At 61.4% G+C, this 14,348-nt stretch carries 14 protein-coding genes and 1 tRNA gene; all 15 read left to right on the top strand.

The window, feature by feature from the left end; all coding sequences use genetic code 11:
* The first annotated feature begins 49 nt into the window (after positions 1–49).
* Entirely contained in the window at positions 50–427 is a 378-nt protein-coding gene (secG, locus tag AWB77_RS19545) for a preprotein translocase subunit SecG (protein ID WP_061136116.1), read from the top strand.
* Positions 428–554: 127 nt separating this feature from the next.
* Positions 555–639 (top strand) — tRNA-Leu (locus tag AWB77_RS19540).
* Positions 640–853: 214 nt separating this feature from the next.
* The gene (locus tag AWB77_RS19535) at positions 854–1,213 is read left to right on the top strand and encodes an NADH-quinone oxidoreductase subunit A (protein ID WP_061136115.1); all 360 of its coding nucleotides are present in this window, start codon (positions 854–856) and stop codon (positions 1,211–1,213) included.
* A 61-nt stretch (positions 1,214–1,274) separates the two neighbouring features.
* A complete protein-coding gene (locus AWB77_RS19530; protein WP_006052903.1) occupies positions 1,275–1,754 on the top strand; it encodes a NuoB/complex I 20 kDa subunit family protein in 480 nt (159 codons plus the stop codon).
* A 21-nt stretch (positions 1,755–1,775) separates the two neighbouring features.
* Positions 1,776–2,378, top strand: a complete 603-nt coding sequence (locus AWB77_RS19525) for an NADH-quinone oxidoreductase subunit C (RefSeq protein ID WP_061136114.1) — start codon at positions 1,776–1,778, stop codon at positions 2,376–2,378.
* 9 nt (positions 2,379–2,387) lie between these two features.
* Positions 2,388–3,641, top strand: coding sequence for an NADH-quinone oxidoreductase subunit D (locus tag AWB77_RS19520; protein WP_061136113.1), 1,254 nt, complete (start codon positions 2,388–2,390; stop codon positions 3,639–3,641).
* 151 nt (positions 3,642–3,792) lie between these two features.
* Positions 3,793–4,278 (top strand): NADH-quinone oxidoreductase subunit NuoE, encoded by a 486-nt coding sequence (gene nuoE, locus AWB77_RS19515; protein ID WP_061136112.1) that lies wholly within the window; start codon positions 3,793–3,795, stop codon positions 4,276–4,278.
* Positions 4,275–5,597, top strand: a complete 1,323-nt coding sequence (gene nuoF / locus AWB77_RS19510) for an NADH-quinone oxidoreductase subunit NuoF (RefSeq protein ID WP_061136111.1) — start codon at positions 4,275–4,277, stop codon at positions 5,595–5,597. Before nuoE ends, nuoF begins: the two co-directional genes overlap by 4 nt.
* A 61-nt stretch (positions 5,598–5,658) precedes the next feature.
* Positions 5,659–7,998, top strand: a complete 2,340-nt coding sequence (gene nuoG / locus AWB77_RS19505; protein ID WP_061136110.1) for an NADH-quinone oxidoreductase subunit NuoG — start codon at positions 5,659–5,661, stop codon at positions 7,996–7,998.
* Positions 7,999–8,000: 2 nt separating this feature from the next.
* Positions 8,001–9,065 (top strand): NADH-quinone oxidoreductase subunit NuoH, encoded by a 1,065-nt coding sequence (nuoH, locus tag AWB77_RS19500; RefSeq protein ID WP_061136109.1) that lies wholly within the window; start codon positions 8,001–8,003, stop codon positions 9,063–9,065.
* Between the two features lie 28 nt (positions 9,066–9,093).
* A complete protein-coding gene (nuoI, locus tag AWB77_RS19495; RefSeq protein WP_061136108.1) occupies positions 9,094–9,582 on the top strand; it encodes an NADH-quinone oxidoreductase subunit NuoI in 489 nt (162 codons plus the stop codon).
* A 153-nt stretch (positions 9,583–9,735) separates the two neighbouring features.
* Positions 9,736–10,413 (top strand): NADH-quinone oxidoreductase subunit J, encoded by a 678-nt coding sequence (locus tag AWB77_RS19490; protein WP_061136107.1) that lies wholly within the window; start codon positions 9,736–9,738, stop codon positions 10,411–10,413.
* Between the two features lie 20 nt (positions 10,414–10,433).
* Positions 10,434–10,739: an NADH-quinone oxidoreductase subunit NuoK gene (gene nuoK, locus AWB77_RS19485; protein WP_007588140.1), complete on the top strand. Its 306-nt coding sequence runs from the start codon at positions 10,434–10,436 to the stop codon at positions 10,737–10,739.
* A 17-nt stretch (positions 10,740–10,756) separates the two neighbouring features.
* A complete protein-coding gene (gene nuoL, locus AWB77_RS19480; RefSeq protein ID WP_061136106.1) occupies positions 10,757–12,823 on the top strand; it encodes an NADH-quinone oxidoreductase subunit L in 2,067 nt (688 codons plus the stop codon).
* 13 nt (positions 12,824–12,836) lie between these two features.
* A complete protein-coding gene (locus AWB77_RS19475; RefSeq protein ID WP_061136105.1) occupies positions 12,837–14,336 on the top strand; it encodes an NADH-quinone oxidoreductase subunit M in 1,500 nt (499 codons plus the stop codon).
* The last annotated feature ends 12 nt before the right edge of the window (positions 14,337–14,348 follow it).

Genomic DNA, 14,348 nt, shown 5'->3' with positions numbered 1-14,348 from the left:
AGTGCGACACGAAGGTGTCACGGAAATATCAGGAATCGGGTGAGTTGAAATGCTGTATTTGAAGACATTGATTATCGTCGTCCAGTTGCTGTCGGCGCTGGGCGTTATCGGCCTCGTGCTGCTTCAGCACGGCAAGGGCGCGGACATGGGCGCGGCTTTCGGTAGCGGCGCGTCGGGAAGTCTGTTCGGCGCGACGGGATCGGCCAACTTTCTATCGCGAACCACGGCCATTCTCGCCGCGGTCTTCTTCGTCACGACGCTGACGCTGACCTACCTCGGCAGCTATAGACCGCAGACCTCCGCTGGCGTGCTCGGCGGCGCGGCTTCCGTGCCCGCATCGGCGCCGGCGGCCGGTGCGTCCGCAGCTGCTGCGCCTGGTTCGGCGCCGGTCGCATCGTCCGCGCCGGGTGCTGACGTCCCGAAATAACGACAGAACAGATTTTTCGCGAAATTTGCATTTTGTGCGTTGAACAATTCGTAGGGCCTAGTTATAATTCAAGTCTTGAAGCGATTCGCGGCAATTAAGAAGTAGTTTTCCCGGATTGCAGTACAGTGCCGACGTGGTGAAATTGGTAGACACGCTATCTTGAGGGGGTAGTGGCGAAAGCTGTGCGAGTTCGAGTCTCGCCGTCGGCACCAAAGTTATCCAATGCCAGCCGCATGCATCGCTTCGGCTGGCATTGTCACTTCTGGAGTACGCTTACGTTTTCACAGCAGCATCGACATCGTCCAGGCGCTTGTCACGGTGTGCTGATATCGTGAGCGGTCCCAAGTGAATCCTTACGCCGGGTGGTCCGTCCCGGCTGAAAGCCCCAATCAATAACAGACCCTATCTACCGATCTGAGGATAGCCTTGAACCTCGCACCCTATTACCCCGTCTTCTTGTTTCTTCTGGTGGGCCTTGGTTTAGGTATAGCGTTGGTCAGTATCGGCAAGATCCTCGGTCCCAACAAGCCCGACACAGAGAAGAACGCGCCGTACGAGTGCGGCTTCGAAGCATTCGAAGACGCGCGTATGAAGTTCGATGTGCGTTACTATCTCGTCGCGATTCTTTTCATCATCTTCGACCTCGAGACGGCGTTCCTGTTTCCGTGGGGTGTTTCCCTGCGCGATATCGGCTGGCCCGGCTTCATGGCGATGATGATTTTTCTGCTCGAATTTTTGCTCGGTTTCGCCTACATCTGGAGAAAGGGCGGGCTCGACTGGGAATGACAGTTAGATCACCGGATTCATGGGCGGCTTTGGCTGGCTGCTCATCTGGAGTGGAAAACAAATGAGTATCGAAGGGGTCTTGAAGGAAGGCTTTGTCACCACGACGGCTGACAAGCTCATCAACTGGACGCGCACCGGTTCGCTGTGGCCGATGACGTTCGGTCTCGCATGCTGCGCCGTCGAGATGATGCACGCGGGCGCGGCCCGTTACGACCTGGACCGTTTCGGCGTGGTGTTCCGCCCGAGCCCGCGCCAGTCGGACGTGATGATCGTCGCCGGCACGCTGTGCAACAAGATGGCGCCCGCGCTTCGTAAGGTGTACGACCAGATGGCCGAGCCGCGCTGGGTCATTTCCATGGGTTCGTGCGCGAACGGCGGTGGTTACTACCACTACTCGTATTCCGTCGTGCGCGGCTGCGACCGGATCGTGCCGGTCGATGTCTACGTTCCCGGTTGTCCTCCGACCGCCGAAGCCCTGGTCTACGGCGTGATCCAGTTGCAGGCGAAGATTCGCCGCACCAACACCATCGCCCGTCAGTAAGGGCCTGAGTCTCCCCAAACTATGGCAAGCAAACTCGAGACCCTCAAAGCGAACCTCGAGACGGCCTTTGGCGGCCGTCTTCAGAGCATTACCGAGTCGCTGGGTCAGGTGACGGTCGTCGTCAAGGCGGCCGAGTATCTGGACGTCTGCAAGCAGCTGCGCGATGACCCGTCGCTGCGCTTCGAGCAGCTCATGGACCTCTCCGGCGTCGATTATTCGACCTACGGCGACGGCGTCTACGACGGCCCGCGTTTCGCGGCCGTGAGCCATCTTCTCTCGATCACGAACAACTGGCGCGTGCGCGTGCGCGTTTTCGCTCCGGACGACGAAGTGCCCATCGTGCCTTCCGTGGTGGACATCTGGACGTCGGCGAACTGGTACGAGCGCGAAGCGTTCGACCTCTACGGCATTGTGTTCGAAGGCCACCCCGACCTGCGCCGCATTCTCACGGACTACGGCTTCATCGGCCATCCGTTCCGTAAGGACTTCCCCGTTTCCGGCTACGTCGAAATGCGTTACGACCCGGAAGAGAAGCGCGTGGTCTATCAGCCGGTGACGATCGAACCGCGCGAAATCACGCCGCGCGTGATTCGCGAAGATCGCTATGGCGGTCTGAAACATTAAGAGAACGCCATGGCAGAGATCAAGAACTACACGCTGAACTTTGGCCCGCAGCACCCGGCAGCGCACGGCGTGCTGCGCCTCGTGCTGGAACTCGACGGCGAAGTGATTCAGCGCGCCGACCCGCACATCGGTCTGCTGCATCGCGCGACCGAGAAGCTGGCCGAAACCAAGACCTTTCTGCAATCCGTGCCGTACATGGACCGTCTCGACTATGTGTCGATGATGGTCAACGAGCACGGCTATGTCCTCGCCATCGAAAAGCTGCTCGGCATCGATGTGCCGATCCGCGCGAAGTACATTCGCGTGCTGTTCGACGAAATCACGCGCGTGCTGAACCACCTGATGTGGATCGGCTCGCACGCGCTCGACGTCGGCGCAATGGCGGTGTTCCTCTACGCGTTCCGCGAGCGCGAAGACCTGATGGACGTGTACGAGGCGGTGTCGGGCGCGCGCATGCATGCGGCGTACTATCGCCCGGGCGGCGTCTATCGCGATCTGCCGGATGCGATGCCGCAATACAAGGCATCGAAGATCCGTAACGCCAAGGCGCTCGACAGGATGAACGAGAACCGCCAGGGCTCGTTGCTCGACTTCATCGAAGACTTCTTCAAGCGTTTCCCCGGCTGTGTCGACGAGTACGAAACGCTGCTCACCGACAACCGCATCTGGAAGCAGCGTCTCGTGGGCATCGGCGTGGTGAGCCCGGAGCGCGCGTTGCAGATGGGCTTGAGCGGCGCGATGCTGCGCGGCTCGGGCATCGAGTGGGATTTGCGCAAGAAGCAGCCGTACGAAGTGTACGATCAGCTCGATTTCGATATCCCCGTCGGCGTGAATGGCGATTGCTATGACCGCTATCTTGTGCGCGTGGAAGAAATGCGCCAGTCGACCCGCATCGCCCAACAGTGCATTGCGTGGCTGCGCAAGAATCCCGGCCCTGTGATGGTCGATAATCACAAGGTTGCGCCGCCGTCGCGCGTCGGCATGAAGAGCAACATGGAAGAGCTGATTCACCATTTCAAGCTCTTCACCGAAGGCTTCCACGTTCCTGAAGGCGAAACGTACGCGGCCGTCGAGCATCCGAAGGGCGAGTTCGGCATCTACCTGATTTCGGATGGCGCGAACAAGCCGTATCGCCTGAAGATTCGCGCACCGGGTTATGCGCACCTCGCCGCGCTCGACGAAATGGCGCGCGGTCACATGATCGCCGACGCCGTGACGATCATCGGTACGCAAGACATCGTGTTCGGCGAGATCGATCGCTGATTCGAAGCCGCCCGCGCGGTGCGCTCGTCGAGCCGCCGCGCATGAAAACGCGAAAGCAATAACAGGAACCCGCAGGAACGCCAGGTCTGCCGCATTACGAAGGGCGCGGCAGGTTTTCGTTCGGTAGGAATTGAAAGAGTCGTGTCTGAAAATGATCTCAGCTGAAGGCCTGAAAGAAATCGATCGCGCGGTCGCGAAGTATCCCGCCGAGCAAAAGCAATCGGCGGTGATGGCGGCGCTCGCTGTCGCTCAGGAAGAGCATGGTTGGCTCTCGCCCGACGTCATGCAGTTCGTGGCCGATTACCTGAGCATGCCGCCCGTCGCGGTGCAGGAAGTCGCCACGTTCTACACGATGTACGAGCTGAAGCCGGTCGGCAAGCACAAGATCACGCTCTGCACGAACCTGCCTTGCCAGCTTGGTCCGGACGGTGGTTCGGACAGCGCCGCCGAATATCTCAAGCAAAAGCTTGGAATCGATTTCGGCGAGACGACCGCGGACGGCAAGTTCACGTTGAAGGAAGGCGAGTGCTTCGGCGCTTGCGGCGACGCGCCCGTGATGCTCGTGAACAACCATCGCATGTGCAGCTTCATGAGCCGCGAGAAGATCGACCAGTTGATCGAGGAACTTTCGAAATGACGTCACTCCACGATCGTCACATCAAGCCGCTGATCCTCGCTGGCCTCAACGGCGAGAACTGGCATCTCGAAGATTACGTCGCGCGCGGCGGGTACAAGCAGTTGCGCCGCATCCTCGAGGAAAAGATTCCGGCCGAGCAGGTGATCGCCGACGTCAAGGCGTCGGGTCTGCGTGGCCGCGGCGGTGCGGGCTTCCCGACCGGCCTCAAGTGGAGCTTCATGCCGCGCCAGTTTCCGGGGCAGAAGTATCTCGTCTGCAACTCGGACGAAGGCGAGCCGGGCACGTTCAAGGACCGCGACATCCTGCGCTGGAACCCGCATGCGTTGATCGAAGGCATGGCCATCGGCGCATACGCGATGGGTATCACCGTCGGCTACAACTACATCCACGGCGAGATATTCGAGGTCTATCGCGTGTTCGAGGCGGCGCTGGAAGAAGCGCGCCAGGCCGGCTATCTCGGCGCGAACATCCTGGGCTCGGGTTTTTCGTTCGAGCTGTACGCGCATCATGGTTACGGCGCGTACATCTGCGGCGAAGAGACTGCTCTGCTCGAATCGCTTGAAGGCAAGAAAGGCCAGCCGCGCTTCAAGCCGCCTTTCCCGGCGAGCTTCGGCGTGTACGGCAAGCCCACGACGATCAACAACACCGAGACGTTCGCGGCCGTGCCGTTCCTGCTGGAAATCGGTCCGCAGAATTATCTCGAACTCGGCAAGCCGAACAACGGCGGCACGAAGATCTTCTCCGTGTCGGGCGACGTGAATCGTCCGGGCAACTACGAAATTCCGCTCGGAACGCCGTTCTCGACGCTGATGGAACTCGCCGGCGGCGTGCGCGGCCAGTCGATCAAGGCCGTGATTCCGGGCGGCTCGTCCGCGCCGGTCGTGCCGGGCGACATGATGCTCGCGACCGACATGGACTACGATTCGATCGCGAAGGCCGGCTCGATGCTCGGCTCCGGCGCGGTCATCGTCATGAACGAGACGCGCTGCATGGTGCGCTCACTGCTGCGCCTGTCGTACTTCTACTATGAAGAGTCGTGCGGTCAGTGCACGCCATGCCGCGAAGGCACGGGCTGGCTGTATCGCGTCGTGCATCGTATCGAGCATGGTCTTGGCCGCAAGGAAGATCTGGATCTGCTGAATTCGGTCGCCGAAAACATCATGGGCCGGACGATCTGCGCGCTCGGCGATGCTGCGGCGATGCCCGTGCGCGGCATGCTCAAGCACTTCTGGAACGAATTCGAATATCACGTCGAGCACAAGCATTGTCTCGTCGGCGGGCACGCGCATCATGCGCCGTCCGAGGCGCTTACCGCGTAATCAGGCGCGCAGTCAGATGCGCGACAAGGCTCGAAAGAAGGGTTGAGGATCTTTATCCATCATGGTTGAACTAGAGATTGACGGCAAGACGGTCGAGGTGCCCGAAGGCAGCATGGTGATCCAGGCTGCGCACAAGGTCGATACGTACATTCCGCACTTCTGCTATCACAAGAAGCTCTCGATCGCGGCGAACTGCCGGATGTGCCTCGTCGAAGTCGAGAAGATGCCGAAGGCCGTGCCCGCCTGCGCGACGCCGGTATCGGCCGGCATGGTCGTGCGCACCACGTCCGACAAGGCCGTGAAAGCGCAGCAGTCGGTGATGGAATTTCTGCTGATCAACCACCCGCTCGATTGCCCCATCTGCGATCAGGGCGGCGAGTGCCAGTTGCAGGATCTGGCCGTCGGTTACGGCAAGTCGCAGTCGCGCTATAGCGAAGAAAAGCGCGTCGTGTTCCACAAGAACGTCGGTCCGCTCATCTCGATGGAAGAGATGTCGCGCTGCATCCACTGCACGCGCTGCGTGCGCTTCGGCCAGGAAGTCGCCGGGGTGATGGAACTTGGCATGCTGGGCCGCGGCGAGCATTCGGAAATCACGTCGTTCGTCGGCAAGACGGTCGATTCGGAACTGTCGGGCAACATGATCGACCTGTGCCCGGTCGGCGCATTGACGAGCAAGCCGTTCCGCTACAGCGCGCGCACGTGGGAATTGTCGCGCCGCAAGTCGCTGAGCCCGCACGATTCCGTCGGCGCGAACCTCGTCGTCCAGGTGAAGAACAACCGTGTGATGCGCGTTCTGCCGATGGAAAACGAAGCCATCAACGAATGCTGGATCTCCGACAAGGACCGCTTCTCGTACGAAGGCCTGAACGGCGACGATCGTCTCACCACGCCGATGCTGAAGCAAGGCGGCACCTGGATCGAAACCGACTGGCAGACCGCGCTCGAATACGTCGCGAAGGGCTTGAAGGGCATCAAGGCGGATCATGGCGCAAACGCCATCGCCGCTTTGGCCACGCCGCACAGCACGGTCGAAGAACTGCATTTGCTCAAGGCGCTGGCTGAGGGTGTGGGCACGCCGAACGTCGACTTCCGTCTGCGACAAAACGATTTCTCGGCGCCGGTGGGCGTCGGCGCGCCGTGGCTCGGCACGAAGATCGCCGATCTGTCGACCATCGACACGGCGTTCGTCATCGGCTCGTTCCTGCGCCGCGATCATCCGCTGTTCGCCGCGCGTCTGCGTCAGGCCGCGAAGAACGGGGCCATGATCACGTTCCTCAACGCCAGCAACGACGACTCGCTGATCCCGACCGCGCATCGTCTGGTTGCTGCGCCGTCCGCATGGCTCGATCAGCTTGCGGGCATCGCGGCCGCCGTTGCAGAAGCGCGCGGCGCCGCGCTGCCGGACGCGTTCGCAGGGCGCGACGTGTCGGCTGCAGCGAAGGACGTCGCGGCATCGCTGTCGGCGGGCGACAAGCGCGTCGTGCTGCTCGGCAACCTCGCGGTCCAGCATCCGGACTTCGCGCAGATTCAGGCGGCGGCCCAGTGGATCGCCGACAATACCGGCGCGACGCTCGGCTTCCTCACGGAAGGCGCGAACTCGGTGGGCGCGCATCTCGTCGATGCCTTGCCGGGCGAAGGCGGCCTGAACGCACGCGAAGTGTTCGAGCAGCCGCGCAAGGGCTACGTGCTCTTCAACGCGGAACCGGAATTCGACACGGCCAATCCGGCGCAAGCCATCGCCGCGCTGAAGGCAGCGGAAATGGTCGTCGTGATGTCGCCGTTCAAGCACGGCATGGACTACGCGGACGTGCTGCTGCCGATCGCGCCGTTCACGGAAACGTCGGGCACCTTCGTGAACGCGGAAGGCACGGCGCAGTCGTTCAACGGCGTCGTGCGCGCGCTGGGCGATACGCGTCCGGGCTGGAAGGTGTTGCGCGTGCTGGGCACGATCCTCGGCCTTCCGGGTTTCGAGTTCGACACCGCCGAAGAAGTGCGCATCGCGGCGCTCGGCACGGGCGACCTCTCGGCGCGTCTGTCGAACAAGACGACGGTGCAGGCGCAGCGCGCGGCATCGAAGATCGTGTTGAACGGCAGCGGCCTGCAACGCCTGGCCGATGTGCCGATCTATCACGCCGATGCGCTCGTGCGTCGCGCGCCGTCGCTGCATCTGACGGCCGCCGCGCGCGATGCGAACGTGGCCGGTCTCCCGACCGCGCTCTTCGACAAGCTCGGTCTGAAGGACGGCGATGCAGTGCGTATTCGCCAGGGCAATCTGTCGGTGACCTTGCCCGCGCTGCGCGATGCGAATCTCGCGGAATCGGTGGTTCGCGTGTCGGCGGGCACTTCGGCTGGCGCCGCGCTCGGCGGCCTGTTCGGTGAACTGGTAGTGGAGAAGGCGTAAAAATGGGCTTGTTCGATACGATCAACGCAGGCGGCACGCAGCTTCTCGGCGTCGCATGGCCGACGGTGTGGGCGGTGGTCCGCATCCTGGTGGTTTCGGTGGTCATCCTGCTGTGCGTGGCGTACCTGATTCTTTGGGAACGCAAGCTCATCGGCTGGATGCACGTGCGTCTCGGCCCGAACCGCGTCGGTCCCGCAGGTTTGCTGCAACCGATCGCCGACGTGCTGAAGCTGCTGCTGAAGGAAGTCATCCAGCCGACGCAGGCGAGCAAGTGGATCTACGTGATCGCGCCGATCATGACCGTGGTCCCGGCGTTCGCCGTCTGGGCGGTGATTCCGTTCCAGGCGCAGGCCGTTCTCGGCAACATCAACGCGGGTCTGCTGTACGTGATGGCGATCTCGTCGATCGGCGTGTACGGCGTGATTCTCGCGGGCTGGGCGTCGAACTCGAAGTACGCGTTTCTCGGCGCGATGCGCGCGGCCGCGCAGATGGTGTCCTACGAAATCTCGATGGGCTTCGCGCTCGTCGTGGTGCTGATGGTCGCGGGCACGCTCAACATGTCCGAGATCGTGCATTCGCAGCAGCGCGGCATGTTCGCGGGCTGGGGCGTCAACTTCCTGTCGTGGAACTGGCTGCCGCTCCTGCCGATGTTCGTCGTGTACTTCATCTCGGGCATCGCCGAAACGAACCGTCACCCGTTCGACGTGGTGGAAGGGGAATCGGAAATCGTCGCGGGTCACATGATCGATTACTCGGGCATGGCGTTCGCGCTGTTCTTCCTTGCCGAGTACATCAACATGATCGTGATTTCGGCGATCGCGACGACATTGTTCCTGGGCGGCTGGGATGCGCCGTTCGGCTTCCTGTCGTTCATTCCGGGCGTATTCTGGTTCGTTTTCAAGGTATTCCTGCTGCTGTCGGTCTTCATCTGGGCGCGCGCGACGTTTCCGCGTTACCGCTACGACCAGATCATGCGTCTCGGCTGGAAGGTGTTCCTGCCGGTATCGGTGATCTGGGTGGTCGTGGTCGGTTTCTGGATCATGTCGCCGCTCAACATCTGGAAGTAACGGGGCCACGCGCGGACGCGAAATCATCATGAACGCAATTCAGAACTTCTTTAAGACCTTCTTCCTGACCGAACTCTTGAAGGGTCTTGCGCTGACGGGCAAGTACACGTTCCAGCGCAAGATCACGGTGCAGTTCCCGGAAGAAAAGACGCCCATCTCCCCGCGTTTCCGCGGCCTGCATGCGCTGCGCCGTTACGAAAATGGCGAAGAGCGCTGCATCGCCTGCAAGCTGTGCGAAGCCGTTTGCCCGGCCATGGCGATCACGATCGAATCGGAGACGCGCGCGGACAACACCCGTCGCACGACGCGCTACGACATCGACCTGACCAAGTGCATCTTCTGCGGTTTCTGCGAAGAAAGCTGCCCGGTCGATTCGATCGTCGAGACGCACATCCTCGAATATCACGGCGAGAAGCGCGGCGATCTGTACTTCACGAAGGACATGCTGCTTGCGGTGGGCGATCGCTACGAGACGGAAATCGCCGCATCGAAGGCGGCCGACGCGCCTTATCGTTGATGGGCGCGCGCAGCCGGTGCCACGCGTTCGGCCGCGCGCGAGAGCGATTTTGTTGTTGCTGTCCGGCACACTGCGGCGCGCGCCGAGGGCGGCTCATGCCCGAAAGCGCCGACACACCATGCCTGATGATGGCCTAACGATGAACCGGTAATCATGGAATTCACAACCGTACTGTTCTATATCTTCGCGCTGCTGCTGGTCGTTTCCGCGCTGAAGGTGATCACCTCGCGCAACCCGGTGTCATCCGCGCTCTTCCTCGTGCTCGCATTCTTCAACGCGGCCGCGATCTGGATGCTGCTGCAAGCCGAATTCCTCGCGATTCTGCTGGTTCTCGTGTACGTGGGCGCCGTGATGGTGCTGTTCCTGTTCGTGGTCATGATGCTCGACATCAACATCGATGTCCTGCGCAAGGATTTCAAGCGCTTCGTGCCGCTCGCCAGCATCGTCGGCGCGATCATCGTGATCGAAACCGCGCTGATCCTCTGGCACGGCTTCGGCGGCACGGTGACGCCCGAAACGTCGACGGCGGTGACGGGCGCGGCGCTGATGCCGAACACGCAGCTGATCGGCAAGGTCATCTACACGGACTACATCTTCGCGTTCGAAATCGCGGGCCTCGTGCTGCTGGTCGCGATCATTGCGGCGATCTCGCTCACGATCCGCGACAAGAAGGACAAGAAGACGCAAACCGTCAGCCAGCAAGTCAAGGTGCGCCGCGAAGACCGCGTGCGTCTCGTCAAGATGCAGGCGGAAACGAGCGCGCCCGATGCCGCGACGGAACCCGCCGTCACCGGCAACATCGGCGCGGGCACGGTCGACAACAAGGGCTGAGCGCGAAGGAGAAATCGAATATGTTGAGTCTTGCCCATTACCTCGTGCTCGGTGCGATCCTCTTTGCGATCAGCATCGTCGGCATCTTCCTGAACCGCCGCAACGTCATCATCATCCTGATGGCCATCGAACTGATGCTGCTCGCGGTGAACACCAATTTCGTCGCGTTCTCGCACTATCTGGGCGACGTGCACGGCCAGATTTTCGTGTTCTTCGTGCTGACCGTCGCCGCCGCTGAAGCCGCGATCGGTCTCGCGATTCTCGTGACCCTGTTCCGTAGCCTCGACACGATCAACGTCGAGGACCTCGATCAGCTCAAAGGTTAATTTCAGGCTAGGCTGTTATGTCCACGACACTCAATGAAAACCTCCTGCTCGCGGTTCCGCTGGCGCCGCTTGCCGGCTCGCTGATCGCGGGGCTGTTCGCGAAATGGGTAGGGCGCAAGGGCGCGCATAGCGTCACGATTCTCGGCGTCTTCGTCTCGTTCGTCCTCTCGGCGATCGTCTTCAACGACGTGATGCATGGCGCGAGCTTCAACGCGACCATCTACGAATGGATGAACGTCGGCTCGCTGAAGATGGAAGTCGGCTTCCTGGTCGACTCGCTCACGGCGATGATGATGGTCATCGTGACGTTCGTTTCGCTGATGGTGCACATCTACACGATCGGCTACATGGCGGACGAGGAAGTCGGCTACGAGCGTTTCTTCTCGTACATCTCGCTTTTCACGTTCTCGATGCTGATGCTCGTCATGAGCAACAACTTCCTGCAACTGTTCTTCGGCTGGGAAGCGGTGGGCCTCGTGTCGTACCTGCTGATCGGTTTCTACTTCACGCGTGAGAGCGCGATCTACGCCAACATGAAGGCGTTCATCGTCAACCGCGTGGGCGACTTCGGCTTTCTGCTCGGCATTGGCCTGCTGCTCGCGTTCGCGGGATCGCTGAACTACGGCGACGTCTTCGCGCAGAGCGACAAGCTCGCGACGATGACGTTCCCCGGCACGCAATGGGGCCTGCTCACGGTTGCGTGCATCTGTCTCTTCATCGGCGCGATGGGCAAGTCGGCGCAGTTCCCGCTGCACGTCTGGCTGCCCGATTCGATGGAAGGCCCGACGCCGATCTCCGCGCTGATTCACGCGGCGACGATGGTGACGGCCGGCATCTTCATGGTGACGCGCATGTCGCCGCTCTTCGAACATTCGGATGCGGCGCTGTCGTTCGTGACCGTCATCGGTGCGATCACGGCCTTGTTCATGGGCTTCCTTGGCGTCGTGCAGAACGACATCAAGCGCGTGGTCGCATACTCGACGCTCTCGCAGCTCGGCTACATGACGGTCGCGCTCGGCGTATCGGCGTATCCCGTCGCCGTGTTTCACCTCGGCACGCACGCGTTCTTCAAGGCGCTGCTGTTCCTCGGCGCGGGCTCGGTCATCATCGGCATGCACCACGATCAGGACATGCGCAACATGGGCGGCCTGCGCAAGTACATGCCGATCACGTGGATCACGTCGCTGATCGGTTCGCTCGCGCTGATCGGCACGCCGTTCTTCTCGGGCTTCTATTCGAAAGACTCGATCATCGAAGCCGTGAAGTACTCGCATCTGGCGGGTTCGGGCTTCGCGTATTTCGCGGTGGTCGCGAGCGTGTTCGTCACGTCGCTGTACTCGTTCCGCATGTATTTCATGGTGTTCCACGGCGAAGAGCGATTCCGCGGTCCGAAGCATCCCGACTCGCCGATGGGCCAGGCCGAAGCGCACGGCCACGGCCATGACACGCATGGCCACGACGACCACGGTCACGGCCACGCTCATGTTCCGCACGAAACGCCCTGGGTCGTGACGCTGCCGCTCGTGCTGCTCGCGATTCCGTCGATCATCATCGGCGCGATCATGATCGGCCCGATGATCTACGGCGACTTCTTCTCGCACGGCGTCGTGTTCGACAAGGTGATCTACATCGCCGAGAACCACGAAGGCCTGAAGGAAATGGCCGAAGAGTTTCACGGCTGGATCACGATGGCGCTGCACGGCATCATCACGCCGGGCCCGGTGTGGCTCGCGGCGCTGGGCGTGATCGTCGCGTGGTTCTTCTACATGAAGCGCCCAGACTTGCCCGCGGTCGTCGCGCGCACGTTCCGTCCGATCTACGTGCTGCTCGACAACAAGTACTACTTCGACAAGATCAACGAGGTGGTGTTTGCGAAGGGCGCGGTCGCGATCGGCCGGGGTCTTTGGAAAGAGGGCGATGTGGTGGTCATCGACGGCATCGTCAACGGCAGTGCGCGGTTCATGGGCTGGTTCGCCGGTGTGATCCGCTTCCTTCAATCCGGTTACATCTACCACTACGCGTTCGCCATGATTATTGGCATGTTGGGGCTCTTGACCCTGTTTGTGACGCTCGGCGGCAAATAAGGCGAGGGATCCTATGCACTCTTTTCCGATTCTCAGTGTCGCGATCTGGCTGCCGATCATTTTCGGCCTGCTGGTGCTCGCCGTAGGTAACGACCGCAACCCGGCGCCCGCGCGCTGGGTCGCGCTGATCGGCTCGGTGCTCGGGCTGATCGTCACGATTCCGCTCATCACCGGCTTCGATACGTCGACGGCAGCGCTGCAGTTCGTCGAGCAGTCCAACTGGATCGAGCGCTTCAACATCTCGTATCACCTGGGCGTCGACGGCATCTCGATGTGGTTCGTCGTGCTGACCGCGCTCATCACGGTGATCGTCGTGATCGCCGGCTGGGAAGTGATCACCGAGCGCGTGTCGCAGTACATGGCCGCGTTCCTGATCCTCTCGGGCATCATGATCGGCGTCTTTTCGACTGCGGATGGCCTGCTGTTCTACGTGTTCTTCGAAGCCACGCTCATTCCGATGTACATCATCATCGGCGTGTGGGGCGGCCCGAATCGCGTGTATGCGGCGTTCAAGTTCTTCCTGTACACGCTGGCCGGCTCGCTGCTGATGCTGATCGCGCTGCTGTATCTGTACACGCAGACGCACACGTTCGATCTCGCGACGTGGCAGGCCGCAAAGCTCGACATGACGCCGCAGGTGCTGCTGTTCATCGCGTTCTTCCTGGCGTTCGCCGTGAAGGTGCCGATGTTCCCGGTGCATACGTGGCTGCCGGATGCGCACGTGGAAGCGCCGACGGGCGGCTCGGTCGTGCTGGCGGCGATCATGCTGAAGCTCGGCGCGTACGGTTTCCTGCGCTTCTCGCTGCCGATCGCGCCGGACGCGAGCCACTTTCTGGCGCCGGTCGTCATCACGCTGTCGCTGATCGCGGTGATCTACATCGGACTGGTGGCAATGGTGCAGGCCGACATGAAGAAGCTCGTCGCCTATTCGTCGATCGCGCACATGGGCTTCGTCACGCTCGGCTTCTTCATGTTCGGCGCGTCGAGCCAGCTCGCGGTCGAAGGCGCGATCATCCAGATGATTTCGCACGGCTTCGTGTCGGGCGCGATGTTCCTTTCCATCGGCGTGCTGTATGACCGCGTCCACTCGCGTCAGATCGCGGATTACGGCGGCGTCGTCAACACGATGCCGAAGTTCGCCGCCTTCGTCATGCTCTTCGCGATGGCCAATTGCGGCCTGCCGGGCACGTCTGGTTTCGTCGGCGAATTCATGGTGATTCTGGCGGCGGTGAAGTACAACTTCTGGATCGCGTTCCTCGCGACGTTCACGCTGATTCTCGGCGCGGCATACACGCTGTGGATGTACAAGCGCGTGTACTTCGGCGCGGTCGCGAACGATCACGTCGCGAAGCTCAAGGACATCAACGGACGCGAATTCCTGATGCTCGCCATCCTTGCCGTGTTCACGCTGTACATGGGTCTGCATCCGAAGCCCTTTACCGACGTAATGCACGAATCCGTGGCAAACCTGCTCTCCCACGTCGCGCAGTCGAAGCTGCCGCTGGCTCAGTAACGTCGTGCGGAG

The sequence above is a fragment of the Caballeronia fortuita genome, from assembly GCF_001544835.2.
Classification (GTDB): domain Bacteria; phylum Pseudomonadota; class Gammaproteobacteria; order Burkholderiales; family Burkholderiaceae; genus Caballeronia; species Caballeronia fortuita.
The sequence above is the reverse complement of the archived record's forward strand: the minus strand, read 5'-3'. Positions and strand labels throughout refer to the sequence as shown.

Excerpts from the sequence above, each read along its gene's own strand:
- AWB77_RS19525 (WP_061136114.1), top strand. The coding sequence starts at position 1,776 with ATGGCAAGCAAACTCGAGACCCTCAAAGCGAACCTCGAGACGGCCTTT.
- nuoK (WP_007588140.1), top strand. The coding sequence starts at position 10,434 with ATGTTGAGTCTTGCCCATTACCTCGTGCTCGGTGCGATCCTCTTTGCG.
- nuoI (WP_061136108.1), top strand. The coding sequence starts at position 9,094 with ATGAACGCAATTCAGAACTTCTTTAAGACCTTCTTCCTGACCGAACTC.
- nuoL (WP_061136106.1), top strand. The coding sequence starts at position 10,757 with ATGTCCACGACACTCAATGAAAACCTCCTGCTCGCGGTTCCGCTGGCG.
- AWB77_RS19530 (WP_006052903.1), top strand. The coding sequence starts at position 1,275 with ATGAGTATCGAAGGGGTCTTGAAGGAAGGCTTTGTCACCACGACGGCT.
- nuoH (WP_061136109.1), top strand. The coding sequence starts at position 8,001 with ATGGGCTTGTTCGATACGATCAACGCAGGCGGCACGCAGCTTCTCGGC.
- nuoE (WP_061136112.1), top strand. The coding sequence starts at position 3,793 with ATGATCTCAGCTGAAGGCCTGAAAGAAATCGATCGCGCGGTCGCGAAG.
- nuoF (WP_061136111.1), top strand. The coding sequence starts at position 4,275 with ATGACGTCACTCCACGATCGTCACATCAAGCCGCTGATCCTCGCTGGC.
- AWB77_RS19475 (WP_061136105.1), top strand. The coding sequence starts at position 12,837 with ATGCACTCTTTTCCGATTCTCAGTGTCGCGATCTGGCTGCCGATCATT.
- nuoG (WP_061136110.1), top strand. The coding sequence starts at position 5,659 with ATGGTTGAACTAGAGATTGACGGCAAGACGGTCGAGGTGCCCGAAGGC.
- AWB77_RS19520 (WP_061136113.1), top strand. The coding sequence starts at position 2,388 with ATGGCAGAGATCAAGAACTACACGCTGAACTTTGGCCCGCAGCACCCG.
- AWB77_RS19490 (WP_061136107.1), top strand. The coding sequence starts at position 9,736 with ATGGAATTCACAACCGTACTGTTCTATATCTTCGCGCTGCTGCTGGTC.
- secG (WP_061136116.1), top strand. The coding sequence starts at position 50 with ATGCTGTATTTGAAGACATTGATTATCGTCGTCCAGTTGCTGTCGGCG.